Origin of the sequence: Kitasatospora sp. NPDC058170 (assembly GCF_042883905.1) — a bacterium.
Lineage (GTDB): Bacteria > Actinomycetota > Actinomycetes > Streptomycetales > Streptomycetaceae > Kitasatospora.
Map to the genome: position 1 here is coordinate 73,950 of NZ_JBHVUV010000036.1, position 24,467 is coordinate 98,416.

A 24,467-nucleotide genomic window follows, 5' to 3' on the forward strand; every position below is an offset into this window, starting at 1 on the left:
CGACCCCCGCTTCACCGCCTGACGTCGAACGGCCCTGCCCCGACCGTCCCCCGGGCAGGGCCGCTTCACCACCGCGGCACCGCGTACGGGACGATCACGGTATGCGAATCACCGCCCGAGAGCTCAACCGCTCCACACTCGCCCGGCAGTTACTCCTCCAACGGGAGCCTCTCGGCGTCGCCGACGCGGTGCGGCGCGTGGTCGCGTTGCAGGCCCAACAGGCCGCCTCCCCCTACCTCGCGCTGTGGAACCGGGTCGCCGGCTTCGACCCGGCCGACCTCGACACCGCCTTCACCACCCAGACCGTCGTCAAGTCGACCCTGATGCGCATCACCCTGCATGCCGTCCACGCCGACGACTACCCGGTATTCCACGAGGCCGTTCAGCCATCGGTCCGCGCCTCCAGACTCGGCGACCGCTTCACCGCATCAGGGCTGACCGCCGAGGACGCCGACGCACTGGTCCCGGAACTCCTGGCGTTCTCCGACCAGCCCCGCACGAACGCGGACTACGAGGCCTGGCTCGTACAACGCCTGGGCGCGCCCGCCCAGCCCGGCGCCTGGTGGGGACTGCGGCACATCACGCCGCTCCTCCACGCCCCCACCACCCCGCCCTGGTCCTTCGGCCACCGCCCCGCGTACATCGCGCCCCGGACCCGCCCGACCCTCGCCGACGCAGAGGTGTCCGCCGCATCCCTCCAAACCCTCGTCCGGCGCTACCTCGAAGGCTTCGGCCCGGCCTCGGTGGCGGACGTCGCCCAGTTCGCCCTGGTCCAGCGAACCAGGGCCCGGCAGGCACTCGCCGCACTGGCCGGCGAACTCGAACAGCTCGAAGGCCCGAACGGCGAGGAACTGTTCGACATCCCGGGGGCTCCGCGCCCGGCCGAGGACACCCCGGCACCACCCCGCCTGATGGCCATGTGGGACAGCGTCCTCCTCGCCTACGCCGACCGCAGCCGCGTCATCCCACCCGACTACCGCACCCTCGTCATCCGCCGAAACGGCGACGTCCTGCCCACCCTCCTGGTCGACGGCCACGTCGCCGGCGTCTGGCGCCCCACCGAACAGGGCATCGAGGCAACCGCGTTCCACGATCTCCCCGACGACACCTGGGTCCAACTCGCCGCCGAGGCCCACTCCCTGACCACCCTCCTCGCCGACCGCGAACCCACCGTCTACCGCCGCTACAACCACTGGTGGGCCAAACTCCCAGCCGCCACAACCCGCTTGCTCCCCGGGACCTGAGTGCCCGGGCCCCGCCGTCCCGCCGGGGGGCGCGAAACGACCGTCCGGGCGGTGCGGATCCGGCCGTTCAAGGCCGCAACACGAGCTGTTCACGTGCGTTCCGTGACGACGGTTAGTCGTGTGAACGGTCAAAATCTGTCACCGGCCCAGCCGTTCGAAGGTGCGGGCACGCCACTGTCACATGCCATCAGCTGCCGTGCAGCATCGGACGCCGACGATGGTTGGTGTCCGCCCGAGTGGCATCCGGAACCCGGCCGCGTGCCGCCGGGGCACCGGTGGCGGAATGTGCTGCGGCGCGCGTGCGCCCCCGTTGGCCGGTGTGCGGCCGCGCTGGTTGGATGACGCCCGGCCGGCAAGCAAGGCCATACGTCCCCGCCAAGCGAGAGGAACTGCCATGAGTGACATCTACGAGCCCCCGATGCTGATCGAGCTGGGCGACTTCGCCGAGCTGACCCGAGGCTTCATCATCGGCGACGTCTTCGACGGCCACGGCTTCTACCTCATCTGAGCAGGCCGGACGATGAGCGGTCACCCGAGGACCTGGTTCGTGGTCCTGCCGGACACCGAAGCTCCCTCGGCCGTGGCCGCGGTGCAGGACACGGGCGCCGCCCGTGTCCTGCACCACCCGTCGGGCCGGCCCTGGATCATCGGGGACTGGCCCGCCGCGGAGCTCGTCACCGCACGGGCCGGCGAGGTGCGCCTGGCCGTCCTCGGCCACAGCAGCGCCGACACCGCCACCCTGCGCCGCCACGCCGGACGGCCGGACGGCGCCGACCTCACCGCACTGGCCGACCGCCTGGACGGCAGCTTCCACCTGCTGGTCAGCGCGCACGGCACGGTCCGCGCCCAGGGCACCCTGTCCGGACTGCGCCGACTGCACCACGCGCGGGTGAACGGCCTGCCCGTCCTCGCCGACCGCGCGGACGTCCTCGCCGAGCTGACCGGGCAGCCCGTCGCGACCGAACGACTGGCCCTGCGCCTGCTGCACCCGCTGCCCCACCCGCTGGCCCTGCTGTCCCTGTGGACCGGCGTCGAGTCCGTACCCCACGACCACAGCGCGGTGCTGGCACCGGACGGACCCGTTCGCACCGTGCGCCGCTGGCGGCCGCCCGCGACCCGGCGCCCACCCGCCGAAGCCGCCGAGGCGGTCGGGGCGGCGCTTCGACTCGCCGTCGCGGCCCGCACCGCCCCCGGCGGACTGATCGCCTGCGACCTGTCCGGCGGCCTGGACTCCACGCCGCTGAGCTTCCTCGCCGCACGCGGTCCGGGCGACCTCCTGACCGTGACCTTCGGCTCGGTCGACCAGCTGCACGGCGACGCCCCGTGGGCGGCGGCCGCCGCCGCCGAACTGCCCGGCGCCCGACTCCTGGTAGGGGCGGAGACGCTCCCCGCGATGTTCGCCGGCCTGGAGCATCCGGGCGAACAGGGCGACGAACCGTTCGCCTGGACCAGGACCCGGGCCCGCGACGAGCACGTGGCCCGCGAACTGGGTGCCCGCGGCGCCCGGCTCCGGATCAGCGGCGAGGGCGGCGACGAGGTGCTGCAGCTCATGCCCGCCTACCTGCGCGCGATCGCACGCCGCCACCCGGTGCTCGCCGCGCGGCACCTGCACGGCCACCGGGCCCGGCTGCGCTGGCGGCTGGGGCCCTCGCTGCGGGCACTCGCCGACCGGCGGAGCTACCGGGACTGGCTGGCCCACGCGGCCGGGCACATCGCGACCACCACGCCTCCGCACGGGACGACGCTGCTGGGCTGGGGCGTGCCGCCGCGCCTTCCCCCGTGGGCGGGCCCCGAGGCGATCCGCACCGTCCGGGCCCAACTGCTCACCGCCGCCACCGGCGCCGAGCCGCTGGCTCCCGAGCACGCGCAGCACCAACTGCTGCACATGGTGCAGCACAGCGCCGGTGCGATGCGGCAGGCCGTCGAACTCACCGCCCGGGTCGGCACGCCCTACACCGTGCCGTTCCTGGACGACCACGTCATCGAGGCCTGCCTGGCCGCCGACCCCGCACTGCTCGGCACCCCCTTCGCCTACAAGCCGCTGCTGACCCTCGCGATGGCCGAAGTGGTGCCCGCGCACCTGCTCCGCCGATCGGGCAAGGGCGACTTCAGCCCCGACGCGTACGAGGGCCTGGCCCGCCACCGCCGCCAACTCGCCGACCTCACCGAACGAAGCGCACTGGCCGAGGCCGGACTGATCGACGCCGCCGCACTGCGCCGGGCCTGCGTCGGCCTCTACCCGCCCGGCACCTCCTACGCCGCGCTGGACGCCACGCTCGGCTGCGAGCAGTGGCTCCGCGCGCGGGCCACCCACCGCACGGCCCCCGCCGCCGCGGACGGCGGACACCGCAACACCGGCACCTCACCGACCCCTGGAGGGCACTGATGGCAGCGAAGCTGCGCGCGGACGTGACGCTGACCGAGACCGAGGCGGGGGGCGTCCTGCTCGACGAACGGGCCGGCCGCTACTTCCAGTTGAACCGCACGGGCGTCCTGATCCTGCGCACGCTGATCGACGGACGCTCGGTGGAACAGGCCGCCGGCGTCCTGGCCGAGCGCTACCCGGTCACCGCCGACCAGGCCCGCACCGACGTGGAGAGCCTGCACCGGAGCCTCACCGCCGCCGGGTTGATCACCGAATGAGCCTGCCGCACGCGGAACCCGTCGCCCGGCCGCCCTGGCGCAGCCGCCCTGCCGCGCTCACCGCGATCGCGCTGGCCCGGCTCCTCGAAACGCTGCCACCGCACCGGATCCGCCGCCTCCTCCTGCACCTGCGCCGCGGCGCACGGCCCGCCACCCCGGCACAGGCCGCCGCGGCCCGGCAGACCGTGGTCGCGCTCAGCGTCCGCTGCGCCGGCCAGGGATGTCTGCAACGCTCACTGGCCGCCACCCTGCTCTGCCGACTGCACGGCAGCTGGCCGACCTGGCGCACCGGCGTGCGACTCGCCCCCTTCCGGGCACACGCCTGGATCGAGGCCGACGGCACCCCGGTGGGCGAACCGGCCGAACTCGCCCACTTCCAGCCCGTGATCACCGTCGCCCCGGTGGGCCACCGCACCGGCTGACAGCCGGCGGCCAGGATTCAGGGGGCACCGGGGCCTGGATAAGGTCGAAATGGTCTCGGGGTTGTGGTTGCCGCTGCGGCAACTCCTACCGTCGTGACCAGGGCCGGAGACACCGGCCCGGCGACACACGTGCAGGAGTCGTGATGGACTGGCCGATCTCAGAGGTGGCCCGGATGTCCGGCGTGACCGCCCGGACACTGCGCCACTACGACGAGACCGGCCTGCTCCCGCCGGCCCGGATCGGCGCCAACGGGTACCGCTACTACGAGGAGCACCAGCTTCTGCTGCTGCAACAGATCCTCGTGCTGCGGGCGCTGGGCCTCGGACTGCCGGCAATCGGCCGGATCCTTGCGGCGCAGGTCGACGAGGTGGCTGCCCTGCGGGACCACCACCGGCGGCTGCTCGCGGAACGGGACCGGCTCGACGCCCTGGCCGACACCGTCTCCCGCACGATCGCCGAACTGGAGCAGTCCAGGAAGGACGGCGACCCCATGACCGTCAACCGACCGGAGAACCTCTTCGAGGGCATCCGGCCCACCCAGTACGAGGAAAGCCTGCGCGACTTCCCCGAGCTGGCCGAGGAGGCCAGGCGGCGCACCTCGGCGATGAGCGAGGCCGAGATCGAGGCCGGACAGCGCGAGCGCACCGCACAGATGATCCGGCTGGCCGAGCTGCTGGCCGCCGGCACCCCCGCCGACGCCGACCCGGTCCAGGCCGAGATCGACGCCCAGTACCGAGCCGTGTCCGAACTCCGAGCGGTCACCGCCGAGGAGTACCGCACAATCGGCCGCTCCTGCGTGGAGAACGAGCACTGGCGCGCCGCATACGAGGCAATCACTCCCGGGCTAGCCGCATACCAGCGCGACGCCATCGACACCTACGCCACCACCAGGCTCACCTGACCCACCACCCGCTCACCATCGCGGGCCAGCCCCGCGATGGCAAACGGCCTGCCGCGAGGCGCCGCCGACACCCTCAAGCCCCGGCTCCACCCGCACCCGATCCCTCACAGCAGCTCCGCCACACCCGCTGGTGACCCCGAGCGGGCAGCAATGCGCCACTCCAGCCGCTCGCCACAGTTCGGCCACTCCTCCGCCGTGATCGAGAAGATCGCCGAGTCCCGCAGCCGGTCGACCTCCCCCCAACGCCCACGACCGGAACCAGTTACCCAGCACGCCCTTGAACCGTGCACCCACCACACCGAGGCGGCCCGGTTCCTCGAAACGCTGCAGCCGCACCGGATCCGCCGCCTCCTCCTGCACCCCGCGGCGCGGCGCACGGCCGCCAACTCGGCACGGCCACCGCGGCCTGGACAGGCGTGGGTCACGCTCAGCGCGCGCTGCGCCAACCAGGGGACTGGCTGACTGTTTATCAGTCTCCTCTCTATGCCCCTGATATCAACACCTGCCGGCCGCGGCGATGACGACGATCCACCCGGATGTGGGTTCTTCGTCCCCAAGAACTGACGTCAACTGGCGATGTCAAACGACCAAGAGGCCCCGCCGGAGTCCTGCGGGGCCACACCGATTTTTCACCAAGCTCACTGTGAGCGGACTAGATACATCCACCAGAGTCCGTAGATGATTTCACAGAAATGCGGAGATCTTTGATATGCCAGACCATCGATATGACCCTTAAGGTTCGATCATCTGTGGACCCCCGGAGGCCCTGCAGCAGCGAAACCCCACTAATCAGCGATCACTGTACGGACGCGTCTGTATTCTAGATCGGGGCTGGGCCTCGCCGTCATCAACGAGCCGTTGGGCGACGCACACATCGACGTCATATGGAGCCCTGGACCGAAGTCCCTCCGTCCAGGGCTCCATACTCATTTGGTCGATGGCCAGCGTCTGTAGCAGATAAGGACGCTACTCGCCAGACGGTAGATCGGAGATGTTCAATCCAATCAACTCCGACCGCCTCTCTTGAGAGCCCCAGTCCAAGATCTCGCGAAGCTTCCTGGCGAGATTCACGCTATCGACTCCCGAGTCACGGAAGTCCACTACCACTGGAGTCGAGATTTCAAGAATCTCCGCATCCTCGGCCGTGAATTCGAAGGTGAGCAGAGTGCCGGCACGCCGGACGCTCCTCAGGCAGCCGTAAACCGTGAAGCCCCGCTCGGTCGAAATGTTATAGGAATCCATTCCGGACTGAATTTCCTGCCCGTCAGGCTCATATGTGGATCGCTGAATCGAGAATGACCTCCGAACACCGGAATCATCAACCCCGGCGATCCCCACTTCAAGAGCCTCCTCATCCTCGTAGTCCCCAAAAAACCCGACCTCTACGGCACTCAATCCAAGGCCCAACCACGGCCACCGGAGCGGAGGCCGACGAACTCGCCTCGCTCCTCGTGGAGATCGACACCGAACTCGCCGAGACCGGCGTCCGCGGCTCCCTCGCCCCCGCCCCCGTCGCCCGCCGGGTCCGCTCCACCCGACGCCGGCAGGACACCAGTAACCTGCCCCGCCGCCCGGTCGAGAACCGCACCCTCGGCAAGGCGTACACCACGCCCGACGGCCGGACCTTCCGCCCCTCGCTGTTCCTGACCCTCACCCTGCCCTCGTACGGACGCGTCCGCTCCGACGGCACCCCCGTCGACCCGACCACCTACGACTACCGCCGGGCCGCCCGGGACGCCCTCCACTTCCCCAAGCTCATCGACCGGTTCGTCCAGAACCTGCGCCGCTTCGTCGGCCACGAGGTCCAGTACTTCGCCGTCGTCGAACCTCAGCGCCGCCTCGCTCCACACCTGCACCTCGCCCTGCGGGGCACCGTCTCCCGCGCCGAACTGCGCCAGGTCGTCGCCGCCACCTACCACCAGGTCTGGTGGCCGCCAGCCGACCACCCGGTCCACGCTCCCGACGCGCCGCCGCACTGGTCACCCGAACACGGCGCCTTCCTCGACCCGGCCACCCACGAACCGCTGCCCACCTGGGACGAAGCCCTCGACCGCCTCGACGACGAACCCGACGCCCAGCCCGCGCACGTGCTCCGCTTCGGCCCTCAGCTCGACGCCCAGGGCGTGCTCGTCGGCTCCCCGCAGGCCGCCCGCTGCGTCCGCTACCTGACCAAGTACCTCACCAAGTCCGTCGCCGAGTGCCACACCCCGACCGGCACCACTGAGAGCGACCACGTCGACCGCCTCGCCGCCGAACTCCGCCACGAACCCTGCTCGCCCACCTGCGCCAACTGGCTCCTCCACGGCATCCAGCCCAAGAACGCACACCCCGCCCTGTGCCCCGGCGCCTGCCGCTCCCGCGCCCACAAACGCGAACACCTCGGCTACGGCGGCCGACGGGTCCTCGTCTCCCGCAAATGGTCCGGCAAGACCCTCACCGACCACCGCACCGAACGCCGGACCTGGGTCCTGGAAGTCCTCGGCGACACCGCCGGCCGTGTTGAGCCCAATCGCTATGTCTGGGAGCCCGTGCGCCCCGGGGACCCCGACATGTCGCCCCTTGCGACCCGGCTGCTGCGCGCGGTCGCCGAACGGGTGCGCTGGCGCGCGGCGCTCGATGTGGCCCTCGAACGAGCAGGAGGCGAGCCGTGTCCGACGACGACCTGATGACCGTTCCCGAGGTCATGGCCCGGCTGCGGCTCGGCCGCTCGGCGGTCTACGACCTGATCCGTACCAACCGGCTGTCATCGATCACCATCGGCCGCTCCCGCCGCATCCCGTACGGCTCGTACCGCTCGTTCGTGGCCTCCCGACTGGAGGAGGCAGCCTGATGGCAGCCCAGAAGAAGAACCGCGCCGACGGCGAAGGAACCGTGTTCCAGCGCAAGGACGGCCGCTGGGAAGCCGCCGCCTACGTCCTGGCGGCCAATGGCAACCGACAGCGCCTCCACGTCTACGGCAGGACCCGCCAACAGGCGACGGACAAACTCACCGATGCCAAGGCCGCCAGTAACCGCGGCACCCCGGTCGTCCACGCGCAAGGCACCGTCGGTAACTGGATCACCTACTGGCTCGACACCGTCGCGGTGTACCACGTGCGCGAGACCACGCACACCCGCCACACGGCCGTCGCCCGCCTGTACATCATCCCCGGCCTCGGTGCGAAGAAGCTCTCCAAACTCACCGCCAGGGACATCCGCACCTGGCTCGACGGCCTACGCACCCGCTGCCAGTGCTGCGCCCGCCGCACCGACCACCAGCGAACGCCGGCGAAGCAGCGGTGCTGCGCCGTGGGTGACTGCTGCCGCCGGGTGTTGAGTGCGCTCACGCTCACCTACATCCACACGGTGCTCAAGACCGCCCTGGAACACGCCGTCCAGGAAGAGGAGATCCCTCGAAACGTCGCCCGCAACGTCCGGCTTGGTACACCCCGGCCGCGACGGTTCGAGCCCCTCACCGTGGAAGAGGCCCGTCGCCTGATCGACACCACCCGCGACCACCCGCTCCACCCCGTGGTGCACCTCGCCCTCCACACCGGCCTGCGCAGGGGCGAACTGCGGGGCCTCACCTGGGAGGACGTCGACCTCAACACTGGCACGGCTGTGATCCGACGCTCACTCCAACGCACCAGCGACAACGGCCTCGTGCTCTTTCCCACCAAGACCAAAGCCTCCGAACGACGCATCGCCCTGCCCGCCGCCTGCGTCCAGGCCCTGCACGCGCACCGGACCCGCCAGCAGACCGACCATGAGGCGGCAGGACTGCGTCGGAACCCTCGCGGCTACGTCTTCACCGCGCCCAGCAGTGCGCTTCCGGTAGAACCCAGCACCCTCAACCGACGCTTCGCCACACTGCTTCATCAAGCCGGCCTCCGCCGGATCCGCTTCCACGACCTCCGACACACCACCGCCACCCTCCTCCTGGACCAGGGCGTCGAACTCGTCGTCATCAAAGAACTCCTCGGCCACGCCCACATCGGCGTCACCGCCACCGTCTACACCCACGTCAGACTTCGCATCCAACGCAACGCCATCGACCTTCTCGGCAACGCCCCCAGCCACCCCGACACGGGGCCTGACAGCCGCCGCGACGGCGACGATCCACCGAGAAGTGGGATCTTGGACCCCACCCGGTGACGTCAACCGGTGACGTCAAACGATCAGGAGGCCCTACCGGGAAGATCTGGTAGGGCCTCCTGTGTTCTTGGGTCAGGTCGATGCGCTCCCATTTTGGTGACGCATCAGATTTCATGTCTCAAGCGCCTGAGCGCCGGGATGAACCGCCCGGATCTTGCCGATCCTGAACTTAGAAGTCGGAGCATCAACGATCACCGAGGGCGTATCCGGAGCGCTTCCCTGGAAGTCAAGGAAGCCCCCGGCAGCTCCACCAAGATGGAATCGGAGGGGCTGCCGGGAAGCTTTCTAGAAGGGAGAAACTATTTCCTTCGGGGCAATTCCCGTGATGAGGTTCTCCAGGGCCAGCTCTGCTTTCCCGTGCCGTTTTGAACCGGCGCCAAGGAGATAGATAACGCCCTCCTCGTCGATTGCCAAGAAGAATTCGCCTCTCCCTATTTCTCCCAGGGGGAAGAAATTATGACCAAGCGACTCGGAGAGCTCTGCGAATCTGCCCCCCTCTCCGATGGCAAGCTCCGGGTCAAACTCGAACGGCTCTCGTGCGCATGTAACTCCAGGTCCACTGATATCGACTCTAAGTCCACCGAACTCGCTAAGGAAGTTCTCCGCCGCAGCGTGCCAAATGAATTCTCGTACCGATGTCTTCCAGTCGGAAAGGTCAACTCGTCGCCCCGGAGTCCAGCCGGCGCACAAAAGGACGCTCTCCGTCTCCGGGGAGAATCGAGGCATCTACTTTGCCCTCCTGAAATTGATGTCGTAATGATCGACCAGGACTTGGCAGCTTTCGCAAGGCCCAATGAGCTTTTGGAAGCTCTTATTTGTTCTGGTTCGCCCCACTGTCGCTGCAGCGGTGGCCCCAGTCGGGTCCAGTCCAGCATCTAGGGCTTCAGTCAAACACTGAACCAAACCGCAACCTCCGTGATTAACTCCACGTTGATCAGCCGGGATGGAGTCGAGGAGTCCTCGAATGGCTGGATGAACCCGCCGAACTCCTGCCCCTCCATCGCTATAAGCGACGATCGGGGCATTTCCGGGAATTTGCAGAGCTTCAATTACCTGCGGGCGCTTAGATCCCGAAAGGTCAGCAACTGCTTCTGCTTCCGAAAGTACCGCAGCAACAACGTCACAGTTATGAACGAGGACCGGCGTAGCCCCCGCCAGCACATAGTACGTGTGGACGTCAGCGATGGTCAGGTTGTCGGCGCGCTGAGGCTGGGTGGTGTAGGTCCTGGCCCCAACAATGACGAGGTGACCCTGGTCCGGGATGCTCAGACGGTGGCCAGGTTCGAGAGACGAGGCCTCGACCCAGCGACTGGCCGTGCTGTCCCAGTAGGGGTGGTGAGAAGTGGAGACCAGCGTTGTCGCCGCACCGGGCTCTTGCTCCTGGCCGGGAGCGGCGAGAGTGAGCTCGGTGAAGCTGGCATCGTCAGGGGTGACGATTTTCGCGGTCACCGGCTTGGCGCCGGTCTCACCGGTTTGTGGGTCGGTTGCCGTGACAACGTCGCCGGGCTCGATCTCCCCGATCGGCTTCGTGCTGCCGTCGGACATCAGCACTCGGGTGCTGGGGAGGAAGCTGTCGCACTTCGTGGGAACGTTCGGCGTGCTCTTCGGCTGCGGGACATCCGGAGCCTTCCGGATGTCCCTGAGCACGACCTCGCCCAGGCCCTTGAGCCACCTTGTCTTGAAGAATGAGGTGGCAGCAAAACCACAGGCAACCCCGTCCCCGTCCCAGCAGTCCTTGAAGTCACCTGCCGAGGTGAACTCTGCGGCCGCGAAGAGCGCAGCCTGGCCGAGCTTCTTGAGGGCGGCCATCGTCGTCTTCGGGCGACGGTCGACGACCTTGCCGTTCTTCAGGATCTGCGAGTAGACGTACTCACGGTCCGCGGAGTATCCGGAGTCCTTCGTTTCGGCGTAGTAGCGCTGTTGGGCACTGACGCTGACGTATTCGCTGGTCTCCTGGGTGTTGTTCTTGGTGATCGTTCCACCGTGGCAGTCGTAGAGCTTTCCGCACTCCTCTGAGGCGAGGCCACTGGCGTCGCTGAGGTTGATCGGATCGTTCTCGCTGTAGGCGTAGCCGTTCCACTGCTGCGGAATGCCCGGATCAAGAAGCGGGTCCGGACTGATGAACCGGCCCGTGGCCGGGTCGTACTGGCGCGCCCCCAGGTTGGTGAGGCCGGTGTTGTCGTCCCTGCTGCCGCCGACGAAGCCCTTGGTGCCGGCCCATGCCGAGGCGGCGGGCTGGGCTCCACGGGGGTTGCCGAAGGGGTCGGTGGCCCGCCGGGTGACCGACTGGGCCGCGTCGGTGGTGATCTGAACGCCGTTGGTGCCGTGCGGGTCGGCGGTCTGGACGACGATGTTGCCGCCGCCGATCGGGGCGGTGACGCGGGTGTAGGTGAGGCCGCCGCCTGTGCCGATGGAGCGAACGTTGCTCATCGAGCCGCTGGCGGTGTCGAGGGTGAGCTCGTCCGTGGGCAGGTTGACGGTGGTCTTGCCGGGGCTGCGGCGGATGAGCTGGTTGCCGTCGGCGTCGTACAGGTAGGTGGTGGCCCCGGCCTGACCGGTCTTGGCGAGCGACGTGAGCTTGTCCTCGCCGTTCCAGGTCAGGGTGGCGGTGCCGCCGGTGTCGGTGATGGCTGTCGTCCGGCCCTTGGCGTCGTACTGGTAGCCGACGGCCTTGGTGCCGCTCGACGAGGTGGTCGTCGAGGTCAGAAGGGCATGGGGCCCTCCGGTCCCACCGCCGGTGTTGGGCGCGTTGGTGGGGGTGTTGGTGCTCCCGTTCGGACGGAAGGTCTGCGTGGTGGTGCTGCTCGCGCCGCTGGCGGTCGCGATCTGGGACCAGGCGGACCAGTTCTTGGTGCTGTCGCGCGTGGTCTGGCTGATCCTGCCCGCACCGGACACCAGGACCTTGAGATCGGAACCCGATCCGGCCGCACTCACTGAGGCGGGTATGGCGACCTGACCGGCGGCACCGGTGATGTCGCCCCACTGGGACCACGAGCCGGCACTGTTGCGCACGACGTGCCAGGGCTTGCCCTGGGCGAGGGCGACGGCCTGAAGGCCGTCACTGGTGTTGGCGAGGGCAAGCTGACCCTGGCCGGTCTGGGCGCCGGACAGGGCGCCGGTGACGCTGTAGACGTCGCCCCAGCCCTGCGCCTGCCACTGGCCGTCGGGGGTGCGCACGGTGTGCCAGAGCTTGCCGCCGGCACCGACCATGATCTCCAAGCCGGAGGCGGTGGCGGAGGCTGCGACCTGGGAGGCCGAGCCGAGAGCTCCGGTGACGCTGTAGACGTCACCCCAGCCCTGCGCCTGCCACTGTCCATTGCCCATACGGACGGTGTGCCGCAGCCTGCCCTCCGAGAAGGTGAGGACCTCAAGGCCCGAGGCAGTGGCGGTCAGGGAGAGTTGGCTGGGCTGGGAGAGCGAACCGACGACATCGAAGACACTTCGCCACTTCTGCCAGCCGTCACCGTCCTGGACGGTGTGCCAGATCTGGCCTCCGGCGATCGCCATGACCTGGAGCTTGCCGTTGCTCACCGCGGCCGACACGGCAGTAACGGCCGGCAGGGTGCCGGCCTGCGCCATGAAGTCGGTGAACTGGGACCAGGCACCGTCCTGGGACTGCGAGCCGAGCCACAGCGCGCCACCCGCAAGAACGACGGACCAGGTGCGGCCGCCGTCCGCGGCGGTTGCCACCTGGGTGACCTGGGCGGGGTCGAGCGCCGTCGAGGAGGCGGGCCCGTGCTGGACGAGGCTGGTGCGGTTGCCGGTGGCGTCGTAGGTGTAGTCCTGCCAGTACGGTGCCGGGCCACCGACGCTGTCGGTGCCGGGGCCGGTGGCGACCGGGCCGGCGGCGTTGTTGCAGCCTCCGACGCCGGGAACGACCGAGGAACTGCCGGTGCCGTGCTTCACACCGTTGGTGTCGGTCCAGTCGGCGGTCGTGTGGGTACCCGCGACGTCGGTCCACGCGCGGGTGAGGCGACCGAGGTAGTCGTAGGTGAAGCACTGGTTGTCGCGGGCGGTGGCGTTCTGCAGGTCGGTCACTGAGGTGATCCGGCCGGACGAGGTGTAGGTGTAGCTCGTCTGGTCGAGGGAGACGGTGCCGAGCTGGCGCTCGATGAACGAGTTGATGACCCGCCCGGTGGCCCAGTCGTACTGCTGGGTCGAAACCACCTGCTTCCCGTACTCGCCGACCGTCGTCCGGACGGGCCGGGCAAGGGCGTCGTAGAGCACCTGCGCGACCACCGGCTTGCCGAGGCTGGCAGTGGAGGTGACCAGCCCGGTGATGGTTCGGCCGTAGTTCACGGATTCGGCCGGCAACCCTCCGGCCGCAGGGATGTCCACCTGGCTCAGGGCGCCGAGGACGGGAGTGTAGGTGTTGGTGGTGGTGTAGGTCCCACCCAGGGCGTCCTCACCCGCAGGGACGGTGCCGACGGGCACGTCCTTGGACTTGGGCAGCGTGATGGACGTGCCAAGTGGGCGGTAGGCGGTGTCGTAGCCAGTCACGGCCTTCTTGTAGGCGGCGCCGGCTGCTCCGCCGACGAAGCGGGTCGAGGAGGTCGGCTGACCCTTGAGAAGACTGTCGTAGGTCCACTCCGCCAGCTGGTTCACCGGGGCGACGCTCCCGCTGTACATCCCGGTCTTCCGGCCGAGCCGGTCGTAGGTGTAGGCGAGCGTGCTGCCGTTGGCGTCGGTGGTGTGGTCGACCTGCGAGTCGACGTTGTAGAAGGTCCGGGTCACGCCCGTGTCCGGGTCGGAGGCGGAAGTCTGCCGCCCGCGCAGGTCGTACTCGTAGGTCCAGCTGTTGCCGCTGCTGTCGGTGTGACCGGCGGGCTGGCCTGCGGGAGTGAAGCTGTACCTGGTGACGTCCGCGTCGGCCGGGTTGCCCGTCGCGGTTGGCGTGCGGTACTGCCAGCCTGCGACGGCCCGTCCGAGAGCGTCGGTCACGGTCGAGGTCGGGGTCGCACCGGACGGGGGCGTGACGTCGATGCGGTCCGCACCCGGGTAGGCCGTCGTGGTGGCCCACTGGACGTTTCCGTAGGAGAGGAACTCCGAGCGGATGACCCGGCCGTTGCCGTCGTAGGTGTTCGCGGTCTGCCCGGGTATCTGACCGTCCTGCGGGGCGAAGATCGACTCCTTCGGGAAGGAGCCCGCCTCGTAGTACGGGTCGGACGTACTGATCACCCAGCCGTGCGTGTCGTACTTGGTGTCGGTGATCAGTCGCCCGATCGGCCTGGCGTCGCTGGTGCGCTGGCTCTGCCGCGGTCGGCCCAGGCCGTCGAGGATGTCGACGGTGGCGGAGTAGGTGGCCTTGTCGTCGTTGAGCGATTCGGTGGTGACGGCGGAGGGCCCGGCCGAGCCCTTCAGGGAGTACTTGAACTTCCGGCTCGGGAGGGCCGTGGTCGGCCGGTCCGGCGCCCACACTGCCGTCGTACGGCCCAGGGCGTCGTACTGCGCCGTGGTGACACGGCCGTTGATGTCCTCACTGGTCAGAGGTGAGCCGCGGGCCGGATCCACCTTGGTCGTGGTGGTCCAGCCGGCTCCCATCGGACCGGTCGTCCGGACCTCGGTGGGCAGCTCTCCTGATGTCGGGGTCAGCACGATGGTCGTGACGGCGGGTGTCACCGACGGGCCGCTCAGCTGAGCACCGGCTCGGTTGTAGGTGGAGCCGTCGGTGGTGGCGCTCGTCAGACTCCGACCGTAGCCGTCGAAGGTCGCGCTGCCGTTGTGCACGTAGACGGGGTTGCCGCCCTGGTCGAAGCGGTCCAGGACCTGGCTCCGCGTCGGGTCACCGGTTGCCCTGGCCTGGCCGAACGCCTTGTCGTCGTAGAGGACGCGGCTGCCGGAGATCGTGTTGGCGGCCGTGGGCTCGGAACCGCAGGACCCCTTGATGGTGACCTGCTCGGAAACCAGGGTGACCAGCTGCGGGTTGTCGCTGGTCGCGTACTTGGTCGTCGTGCAGGTCTCGGGGGTGGCAGCGGTGCCGTCGCCCTTGTCGTTGGTCTGGACGACGCGGTTGCCCTGGGCCGGATCGGTGGTCGTGATCGCGGTGGCGGTACGCCAACTGCCGTCCGCGAGCGTGACCCTGGAGATCGCCGTGACCTGCGACTCCGGGTAGCGGGCGAAGATCTTCGGCGCGCCGCCCGTCTTCTGCTCGTGGGTGGCGGTGGGAGCCGTCGCCCCGTTGTACGTGCTGCCGGAGACCGCCTTGACGGTGCCCCCGGCCCGGTCGTACACCTCGGTGGCGACGACCCGCCCGCTCAGCCAGTCGCTGTCGGCCGCTGTGCCGCCGAGGGGGTTGCCGACCTCGGTCTCCTGCTTCGTGCGCTGGGTCTGGCCGTCGGCGAGATAGTCACCCTCCATGCCACGCAGGTAGGTGACCTTCTGCTGCGTCTTCGGCGCCTTCTCCGAGGCGTCGCCGCTGCCGGTGGTGGTGATCACCGACGTGTAGCCGCGGAACTGGTCCCAGGTACGGGTCTTGGGGTCGGCGAACTCGGCGTCGTTGCGGTGCCAGGCGACACCACCGTCATCGTAGGTGTACTCGGTGATCTTGCTGACGGACGGGCTGCTGACCAGGTCCTGTTCGGTGACGGTCTTGACGATCGGCTTGTGGAACCAGTCGTTCACCGGGTTCGCCGAGGACTGGCCGGGCAGGTACCACTTGACCGGCATGCAGGCCATCGAGTTGTGGTCCTCGGAAGCCGGCATGTGGTGGTTGACCCGGGAGCACTCGGGGTCCTTGTAGATGACGTTGATGCGCCCACCGGTTTCGGTGGTGATCCCCTTCAGACGAGGACGCATGAACATCGGGGAGGCCGGGACGAGGCCGTCCACCCGGTTGGCCAGCATGTCGTACTCGAAGAGCGCCGACGGCAGGTTCTCGACCGCCGTTTGGCCGTTGCTCGGGACGCGCTGGACCGAGTCGAGCTGAAGCGTCTTCTTGGTGCCATCACCGGGATCGGCGAGCCTCTGGTTCAGCTTCCAGGTGTCGACGGTCCGGTACGCGGAGTTCACCAGGACCTGGGTGGTGATGGCGGTCAGGCGCTTGGTGGTGAAGAACGTCGCCGCCGAGTTGACACAGGAGTTGTCGGTGCAGATCTGGTCGATCGGAACGTCCGGCCAGAAGTCCTGGTTGGCGCTGGTGCGCTGGTTCTCGGCACAGGTGACCGCACCGGACGGCGTGCAGCGCTCCTCGACACCGAAGAGGATCTTCGCCGCCGGGTTGAGGGTGCCCTTGGCCGCCTTCTGGGCGTCCAGGCGCAGACCGTAGCCGATCTCCTTGAGGTAGCCGGCCCGCTGGTAGTCGGTCGGGCTGCCGTTGCCGCCGTTCTGGGCGCGGCCGCGGCTGTACTTGTTGCCCTCGGTGGCGTACTTGTACGTCGCGAGATTGCCGTGGGCGTCGACGACGTAGTCGAGCTGCCAGCGCCACGCCATCTGGCACCAGGAACCGGCACCGGAAGCGGAGTTGTAGCAGGGCCCGGAGGTGTCCGGCGAGTACACCGGCGAGGTCAGAACCGAGTTGGCCGCCGGGTCCGTACCATCGCCGTCCGGGAGGTGGTTGCGGCCGAAGTAGTACTGGGTACCGTCGCCGGTGGTGATCCGCCAGTACTCCATGTCCCGGTAGTCGGCGTCACCGGCCGCCTTGGGCGCACCCGTGAGCTGTTCGACCTTCGAGCCGTCGTCGTTCTGCAGGTGCCAGACACCGCTGGCGTCGTCCCGCACGATCGTGCCGGAACGGCCACCCAGGGAGAGCGTGGCGTTCTGCCCGCCCCAGCACTGGTCGGACGAGCCTGCGATGCCCGCCTTGTCGCAGTTCTTGTAGGAGCGCTCGATGTAGCCGGGCTCGTAGGTCCAGCCGTCGCCGATCCACGAGGACTGCGAGTTCGTAGCCGACGTCTTGCCGTCGACCGCGGCCGAGTTGTAGCCGAGGGCCACGGGCGGAGCCACGCCGCCGAGCGACGGCGGGACCTGGATCGGGTAGTTGTAGGTGAAGTTGCCCGCGTTGGATCCCGAGCTCCACGCGCCCGAAGGGGAGAGCGGGGTCGCGGTGTAGGAGCCCAGGGAGCCTGACGGCGAAGGGTCCGCCGCCAGCACCAGGGACGCGCTCGCACCACCGGCCGTCCGCGCAGCGGCACGGGTGTCCTCGGAGGCGAGCGAGGACTTCACCGGGCTGTCCTGGCCGTTGCCGGAGGCAGGCTGGCCGGCCCCGGCAGGGGGCAGCGTGATGTCGGCGGTGATCTTGCCCTGGCCGTCGAACCTGGACGGCACGGGGGTCTTGGTACGACACTCGGACCGCCCAGGGGTCGTCAGTGCGCACGCCGGAAGCGAGACGAGGACGGCGCGGTCGGACCAGCCCACGGCCTGCAGACCCTTGAGGTCGAGTGTGACGGTCGCGGAGCGCCCGTCGGCTCCGGCCGCCGCTTCGGCGTCGGACAGGGAGATCAGCGGCGTGGTGACGCCCGCGGCCTTGCTCTTCTCCTGACCGACCACCTCGACGGTGACCGTGTGCGCACTCTCGCCCGCGCCGGCCCCCGGAGCAACCTTCACCGCGAGGGGTCCGGCCTGGGAACCGGTCGCACCTCCCGACGCGGGTGAGGAACCACCGGTCGCGGAGCGCGCAGCCTTCGCCTCGGCGCTGTCGGCCCCGACCGTGACCGTCGCGGTCCCGGTGGCGACCGGCGCCGCGACTTCAGGCTTCCGATCAGCCGGCTTGGCGGCCTGACCGGTCGCCGGCGGCTGAATGTCACGCCCCACGACCGGCACGGTCCCCGAGCCCAGCGGCGTCGGGGGGGTCCAGATCTGACCCTGCGGTTCGGGAATCGTCCACGCCACCGCGGGCGGTACCGCGACTCCTGTCATCGTCAGGGCCACCATGGCCGCTATCGCGGGTGACCGCCAGCGGACACCTCCTGGTCTCCCGACCCGAATACGGGCAGGCCAAAGCCTCACTGTGGCGTCTCCTCAGAAATTGTCGACACGGCGTCATATGGACAGAGTTGTCCCATGGTCGAGGTGACGATAGGTGACCTCCTGATTGCGCCGCCAGATCGTTCGGCCACTATGCATGTGATGTTTATGAATTCTTGATCTGCCCATCCAGCACTATCCGGACATGTCCACTCAAGTCGTCAGCGGGTTTGACCTACTTACAGGTCAGGCCGCATCGTTCCGACCCGAACGACGACCCCACGAGTGGCGTCGCACACCGGGAGGGAACCGCAAGACCGACATGTCCGACACATCTCGCTCCTATGCGAACACGTCACCGCCGCCGTCCCCACGCACGCGCGCCATCCGCCTCACCGCACTCGGCGCGAGCTGCATCCTCAGCCTGGGCCTGCTGACGACACCGGCGGCCATCGCGGCCGACACCACGACCCCGTCCACCCACGGGCCGGTCGGCGGTGTGCCCCCGCTCGTCCCCTCCTCGCCCGCCCCTCCCCGCACGCCGGTACAGCAGGCGATGGTCGACGCCCTCGCCAAGGCCAAGTCGACCGGCAAGCAGGTCGTCGTGGAGGCGATGACCGACGAAGCGTCGAGGACGATCGCGAACCCGAACGGCACGCTGACGACCACGGACCACGCACTGCCCGTCCGCACCAAGCGCGACGGGGCCTGGGCCGACATCGACGCCACTCTTCGGCCCAACGCGGACGGCAGCCTCAGTCCCACCGTCGCCAGCACCGCCCTGAGGTTCTCCGGTGGGGGCAACGGCCCGATGGCCACCCTGTCCACCGCCGACGGCAAGAAGCTCTCCCTGGACGCTCCGTTCGCCCTCCCCAAGCCTGCGCTCAACGGGCCCACCGCCACCTACGTGGACGTCCTGCCCGGTGTCGACCTCCAGCTGACAGCACTTCCGGTCGGCGGATGGCGCGACGTGATCGTCGTTCGCACACCCCAGGCTGCCGCCAACCCCTCGCTCAAGTCCCTGCGCTTCCCGATCACCGCGCAGGGCCTGACGGTCACCTCGGACGACCACGGGCGGATCGACGTCAAGGACGACACGGGCGCCCTGCGGTTCCGGTCACCCGCGCCCCTGCAGTGGGACTCCTCCAGCCCTGCAGCCCAATCGCCCACCGCTGCCGGCAAATCGGCCAAGCTCGCCGCGGCCGCAGTTGCAGCTGACACCGCTCCGCAGCCGGCCAACGGTGCCCCGTCCACCGCCGAGGCACCGGGCGACGGTGCGAATGTCGCCGCGATCGGCAGCAAGGTCACCGGTAACGCCGTCGAACTGACACCCGACCAGCACGCGCTCGGATCCGGCACCGGGCCCTGGTACCTGGACCCGACACTCACCGCCGTCACCAGCTACACCCAGAGCTCGGTCGAGGTCCAGGAGAACCACGAGACCGCCCCCAACTACAACAAGAAGTCCAACCTGTCCACCGGCTTCTGCGGCTACCACAGCTCCGACCCCAACCTGGACTGCGGCAAGGAGGGCCGCCAGCGCGCCTACTTCCAGTTCAACGTCAACCCGGCCATCTACACCGTCGCCGGCGGTGCGGAGTCCCCGCCGACACTCTTCAGCTCCACCCTGAACGGCCAGGTCACCGGAGCCTCCAGCCCCGGCACCCCGACCGACCTCGGCGTCTACTGGGCTCCGAGCGGCATCAGTGAGGGCACCACCTGGATCAACCAGCCGTGCGGCAAGAACGGCACCGTGGTCATGGAGGGCTGCTCCTTCGTCAACGGCCAATCGATCACCGGCACCGGTCCCCTCGCGATCGACGTCACCGACATCATGAAGCGGGCCGCTGCCGGACGGTGGCCCACCTGGACCATCGCGATCGGCCCCCAGGCCACCGAGTGGGAGAAGCTCTACCGCCACGCCATCGCCAACAACCCCAGCGTCACCACCACATACGACATCACCCCCACCATCTGGCACCCCCGCACCAGCCCCAGTCCCGGCTTCGCGGCCAACGGCCGTACGGCCGAATGCAACAGCGGCGGCTCGTACGCCTGGGACAACCCCGGGTGGGTCGGCAACAACCTGAACCTCTACCTCACCGCCGACAGCTACTCCCCCGCCGGACAGTCGCTCTACACCGGCTACATCATGTGGGACGACAACGACCCCAACTTCCGTATTGAGAACGGTAGCTGGGGCGGCTCCTACAACAGCCCCGGGCCGGCGCTGAGTGTCGGCTCGCTGTCCGACGGCCACCAGTACGGATGGCTCGCCCGCTCGACCGACACCATCCTCACCTCGCCCAACAGCGCCTGGTGCTACTTCCGCGTCGACAGGACCAACCCCCGGCTGAGCATCAGCTCCGGCGACTTCCCGCCCTCCGGCACGCCCAACGACCACCCGGCCAAGTACGCCGGCGAGTGGGGCGCCTTCACCATCAACGCCGAGGACCCGGCCCCCGCCAACGGCCTCCAGGCCTCCGGTGTCGCCTGCGTCCGTGTCAGCAGCGACCCCACTCCGATCGTCGGTTGGCAGTGCGACCGGTCCGACGCCCACGGGCCCAACGAGACCGTCCACCTGAAGCCCGGCAACTGGGGCACCAACTTCGTCTACGCCTGGGCGATGGACAACGCCGGCAACTACAGCCAGCCGACCGTCTACAGCTTCTACGCCCCATGGAAGCCCGGGACCCAGCCCCTGTTCGGCGACGTCGACAACGACCAGAAGCCCGACATCGTCACCGCCGACGCCAAGGGCGATCTGCGCATCATCGGCGGCACCTCCGACCCGATCAACTCGCAAGCCGCGCCGGCAGCTGCGACCCCTGGCGGCAGGGAGTACGGCACCACCTGGTCGGACTTCCAGATCAGCCACCACGGCACCCTCGCCTCCGGGCAAGCCGTCGACCAGATCGTCGCCCACTACACCAAGGCGACGCCTGCCGCACTCAACGAGGCCCTTTACCTGATCAACAACGACGGCACGGGAAACTACGCCGACCTGACGTCGTCTCCTCTGCCCCGCCCCGTCGTCTGCACGACCTACGGCACCGGCACCCCGTGCCCCAACTACACGCCGAACGTCTGGAGCAAGGTTTCCCAGGTCACCGCCATCGGCACCCCCGAAGGCGAGGCCATCGGCGGAAGTCCGAAGGATCCGAACCGCACGATCATCATGAGCCAGACCTCCGTTCTCACCCTTGAGAAGGAGAACCCGAACAACTCCCCCAGCCTCTACCTCTTCCAAGCCGGAGGGCTCACCGACAAGCTCACCTCCGCGACCCTGATCCCCACGGTGAGCGGCAGCTGGGCGGACTACGAACTGCTCAGCCCGGGAGCCGCCAACGGCGCCACCACCAGCCCAGTCGCCGGATCCTCGGCCGTCAACCAGACCACCGTCTGGGCCCGTCACCGCACCAACGGCAACATCTACTCCTACGCCCTGGGCTGGAAGGCAGACGGAAAGGTCGACTACTCGTCCCTCACCAGGCCCGACCAGGGATTCCTCATCCTCTCCGGCGCCGACTGGACCGCCGCCGCCCAGCCCCGGGTCGGCGCGGCGGACCTCAACAACGACGGCCTCCCCGACGTCTGGGCCATCGACAACAACAACGCCATCACCGTCTACCCCGGCATCAGCAAGACCGGCAGGCCCAACAAGGTCGACGGCTTCAATCCGGTCCAGTACCTCGGCTACGCCAACGCCAGTGTGTCCATCCGCTCCAACCTCACCGGCCTCTGCGCCGACGCCGAAGGCGGGCCCCGCAACGGGGCGGACGTGGCCGTCTACGGCTGCTGGCAGACCGTCAACCAGCGCTTCAACTTCGTCACCGACGGTACCGTCCGGGCCGGCATCCACTGCCTCTCCACCAAGGACAACTCACTCGAGAACGGGACCCGCGTCATCCTCTCCCCCTGCGATGACGACAGGGCGGCCGGCCAGAAGTGGAGCATGCGCCCCGACGGCCGCATCTTCCTCCCCGCCACCGTCAACCCGGGCAGCCCCACCGGGAAGTGCCTCGAACTCCCCGCCTGGGCCACCGCCCAGGGGACCCGTCTCGGCATCTACGACTGCCCGGGGCTCCAGGCCAATCAGCAGTGGACGCTGCAGCCCGAACTCACTCCCTGACACCGGCGCCACCCGCTCATTGCCGGATTGATCAACACGAGAGGTAGGCGGTGCCCGCACCACGCGGGCCCCGCCTACCTCTCGCGTTACCCGCCACGCGGGCGTCCGCTGGTGGCCGCCCGCGAGCCCGCGACGGCCGCCGCACTACCGCCCCGAGCGGGCAGCGATGCGCTGCTCCAGCCGCTCCCGGCAGGTCGGCCACTCCTCAGCGGTGATCGAGAAGATCGCCGAGTCCCGCAGCCGGTCGGCCTCGCCCGGCGCCCACGAGCGGGACCAGTTGCGCAGCACTCCCTCGAACTGTGCGCCCACGGCCTGTGCGCCCACGGCACCGAGCGCGGCCCGGGAACGGCTGTTGCGCGCATCCGTCTTCAAGTCCAGACGCGCCACACCCCAGCTCTCGAAGGCGTGCCGGAACAACAGCAGCTTGGACTCGGAGTTCGCCCCCGTGCCCTGGGCCGATGCCGCGAGCCAGGTGTAGCCGACCTCGACCGCGAACAGTCCCTCGCCGCCCCCCGGCGGCCAGTACCGCGGATCCAGGTAGGCCGTGGCACCGATCACCCGGCCTGTCGCCCGCTCCACCTGTGCGTACGGGACCACCGTTCCGTCGGCGGCCTTGGCCAGTTGGGACTCGATGTACTCGCCGACCTCGGCCGCGCCGGGCACCCAGGTGAAGCGGTACCCGCCCCGGTCCTCCTCCGCCGCCTCGGCCAGACCAGCCGCGTGGCGGCGGTCCAGTGGCTCCAGGCGCACGAGGGCGCCTTCAAGTACTGGTCCCTCAAAGGTGAAAGCCATCGTTCCCCGCTCCGTGCCGGTCCGAACCGTCCGTGGTCACGGCCCGTACGCTGCCAGAGCCGTCCCGGCGCGTCATGCGAATTTCACGCCCCCACGCGCCACGGCGGTCCCCACCCACCACGGCACTCAGACGTACAGGCAACGCAAAGGCGAGACACGCGCAACCACTCAGGCCGACTTGGGGAAGTCCTTGCGCTTGATCTTGGCCCGCCGCCCGTCCGGGTGGTGGAACACGATCCCCTCGGCCAGGCTTCCGGGTGCATACCGGCTCTCCAACTCGGCGAGGTAGCCGCGCAGTTCCCGGTAGCTGCGGGGCACCTCCTCGTACGCCGGGATCTCCAGGTTGAACGGCACACAGCGGTACTCGTCCAACTGGAGCGGGTTGCCCTGGATCCGGGGCCCGAGCGCCTCGCAGGCGTGCTCGCCGTCCGGCCACGCGGCGACGTCGGTGTTGCGGGCCGCGTTCAGGATCCACTTGTCCTCGGGTCCGTGCTCGTCCGTGTCGACGTACCAGCCGTCCGTGATGCCCTGCTGCTTCTGCGCCTTGCTCGGGTTGCGCCGCTTCTCCACCCGTACCAACCGGCCCGCGCGGGTGGTCAGTCGGACGTTCGTCCCGTCGAGCTTCTCGGTCGGCGTGCCCTCGCCGTCGAACACCCAGGCGCACTCGGCGCGGGGGCGGTCCACCACCCGGAAGTCGCCGTCCCGCTCGAACAGTGTGGGGATCTTCTCCATGACCTGTATGCCCTTTCTGACATGGCCGACGAGTTCCTCGTGGGTGATCGCCCCGCCGGCCAGCCCGGCGGCCAGGGCGCGGACCAGGTCCGCGACCGAGACCTCGGCCTCGACGGCGACGCGCTTCAGCGCCTTCTTCTCCTCGGGTGACACCCAGGCGACCAGCCGGGACCACCCCTCGGGCGGAGTCCACCGGGCGAGCCGCTCCGGATCCTTGCGTGGGCGTCCGCGGCCCCTGACCTCATCCATGCCGGTCAGCGTAGGGACGGCTTTGATGTTGTGTCAATTGGCATAACAGAAAATCGAAGCCCTCTCGGAGCCGCTCCCTTCCCGTCCGCGCCCGGCTTCCCCGGTGCGAGAATGGCCGTCACTGCATCGAACAACTTCTCCTCGGGGTGGACCTGTTGAGCGACACACCGGCCGTCACAGCGTCCGGGGCCCGATCGGCGGCCGCCCAGCACATCGGCACTGCCTTCACCGGCGACACCCACATCGTGCTGCCCGTCGACGCCCTCAACGCGGCCCGCACCATCGGCACCGAGCGCGGCACCGGCAACCTCGCCCC

At 69.1% G+C, this 24,467-nt stretch carries 15 protein-coding genes; 10 read left to right on the forward strand and 5 right to left on the reverse strand.

Annotated features, from left to right (window positions below; all coding sequences use genetic code 11):
* Nucleotides 1-101 precede the first annotated feature (101 nt).
* The 6 genes from ACFVVX_RS32195 (at nt 102) to ACFVVX_RS32220 (ending at nt 5,211) form a co-directional block, all read left to right on the forward strand.
* Nucleotides 102-1,244: a winged helix DNA-binding domain-containing protein gene (locus ACFVVX_RS32195; RefSeq protein ID WP_387950819.1), complete on the forward strand. Its 1,143-nt coding sequence runs from the start codon at nt 102-104 to the stop codon at nt 1,242-1,244.
* 394 nt (nt 1,245-1,638) lie between these two features.
* Entirely contained in the window at nt 1,639-1,752 is a 114-nt protein-coding gene (locus tag ACFVVX_RS32200) for a lasso RiPP family leader peptide-containing protein (RefSeq protein WP_380571953.1), read from the forward strand.
* A 12-nt stretch (nt 1,753-1,764) separates the two neighbouring features.
* A complete protein-coding gene (locus tag ACFVVX_RS32205; protein WP_387950821.1) occupies nt 1,765-3,630 on the forward strand; it encodes an asparagine synthase-related protein in 1,866 nt (621 codons plus the stop codon).
* Complete coding sequence (locus tag ACFVVX_RS32210) at nt 3,630-3,887, forward strand: lasso peptide biosynthesis PqqD family chaperone (protein WP_387950823.1); 258 nt, start codon at nt 3,630-3,632, stop codon at nt 3,885-3,887. Before ACFVVX_RS32205 ends, ACFVVX_RS32210 begins: the two co-directional genes overlap by 1 nt.
* A complete protein-coding gene (locus tag ACFVVX_RS32215) occupies nt 3,884-4,309 on the forward strand; it encodes a lasso peptide biosynthesis B2 protein (RefSeq protein WP_387950824.1) in 426 nt (141 codons plus the stop codon). The genes ACFVVX_RS32210 and ACFVVX_RS32215 overlap by 4 nt, the downstream gene beginning before the upstream one ends.
* Before the next feature lie 143 nt (nt 4,310-4,452).
* Complete coding sequence (locus ACFVVX_RS32220) at nt 4,453-5,211, forward strand: MerR family transcriptional regulator (protein WP_387950825.1); 759 nt, start codon at nt 4,453-4,455, stop codon at nt 5,209-5,211.
* A 966-nt stretch (nt 5,212-6,177) separates the two neighbouring features.
* Here the strand turns inward: ACFVVX_RS32220 and ACFVVX_RS32225 are convergent.
* The gene (locus ACFVVX_RS32225) at nt 6,178-6,606 is read right to left on the reverse strand and encodes a hypothetical protein (RefSeq protein ID WP_387950826.1); all 429 of its coding nucleotides are present in this window, start codon (nt 6,604-6,606) and stop codon (nt 6,178-6,180) included.
* Nucleotides 6,607-6,662: 56 nt separating this feature from the next.
* On the opposite strand from ACFVVX_RS32225, the gene ACFVVX_RS32230 reads away from it, so the two are divergent.
* Genes ACFVVX_RS32230 through ACFVVX_RS32240 form a run of 3 tightly spaced genes read left to right on the forward strand, consistent with a single transcriptional unit; the run spans nt 6,663 to nt 9,345 of the window.
* Nucleotides 6,663-7,877 (forward strand): replication initiator, encoded by a 1,215-nt coding sequence (locus tag ACFVVX_RS32230; protein ID WP_387950828.1) that lies wholly within the window; start codon nt 6,663-6,665, stop codon nt 7,875-7,877.
* A complete protein-coding gene (locus ACFVVX_RS32235; RefSeq protein ID WP_387950845.1) occupies nt 7,877-8,041 on the forward strand; it encodes a helix-turn-helix domain-containing protein in 165 nt (54 codons plus the stop codon). The genes ACFVVX_RS32230 and ACFVVX_RS32235 overlap by 1 nt, the downstream gene beginning before the upstream one ends.
* Nucleotides 8,041-9,345: a tyrosine-type recombinase/integrase gene (locus tag ACFVVX_RS32240; RefSeq protein WP_387950829.1), complete on the forward strand. Its 1,305-nt coding sequence runs from the start codon at nt 8,041-8,043 to the stop codon at nt 9,343-9,345. The genes ACFVVX_RS32235 and ACFVVX_RS32240 overlap by 1 nt, the downstream gene beginning before the upstream one ends.
* A gap of 285 nt (nt 9,346-9,630) precedes the next feature.
* Here ACFVVX_RS32240 and ACFVVX_RS32245 read toward each other — a convergent pair whose 3' ends face one another.
* Together ACFVVX_RS32245 and ACFVVX_RS32250 are read right to left on the reverse strand one after the other, a co-directional pair.
* Nucleotides 9,631-10,071 carry an SUKH-3 domain-containing protein gene (locus ACFVVX_RS32245; protein WP_387950831.1) on the reverse strand — a complete coding sequence of 147 codons (441 nt, stop codon included), beginning with the start codon at nt 10,069-10,071 and terminating at the stop codon, nt 9,631-9,633.
* Nucleotides 10,072-17,886 (reverse strand): RHS repeat-associated core domain-containing protein, encoded by a 7,815-nt coding sequence (locus ACFVVX_RS32250; RefSeq protein WP_387950833.1) that lies wholly within the window; start codon nt 17,884-17,886, stop codon nt 10,072-10,074.
* Nucleotides 17,887-18,568: 682 nt separating this feature from the next.
* On the opposite strand from ACFVVX_RS32250, the gene ACFVVX_RS32255 reads away from it, so the two are divergent.
* Complete coding sequence (locus ACFVVX_RS32255) at nt 18,569-22,378, forward strand: ricin-type beta-trefoil lectin domain protein (RefSeq protein ID WP_387950834.1); 3,810 nt, start codon at nt 18,569-18,571, stop codon at nt 22,376-22,378.
* A gap of 144 nt (nt 22,379-22,522) precedes the next feature.
* Here the strand turns inward: ACFVVX_RS32255 and ACFVVX_RS32260 are convergent, their stop codons facing one another.
* Both ACFVVX_RS32260 and ACFVVX_RS32265 read right to left on the reverse strand, forming a co-directional pair.
* Complete coding sequence (locus ACFVVX_RS32260) at nt 22,523-23,170, reverse strand: GNAT family N-acetyltransferase (RefSeq protein WP_387950836.1); 648 nt, start codon at nt 23,168-23,170, stop codon at nt 22,523-22,525.
* A 168-nt stretch (nt 23,171-23,338) separates the two neighbouring features.
* Complete coding sequence (locus tag ACFVVX_RS32265) at nt 23,339-24,151, reverse strand: hypothetical protein (RefSeq protein ID WP_387950838.1); 813 nt, start codon at nt 24,149-24,151, stop codon at nt 23,339-23,341.
* Nucleotides 24,152-24,467 lie beyond the last annotated feature (316 nt).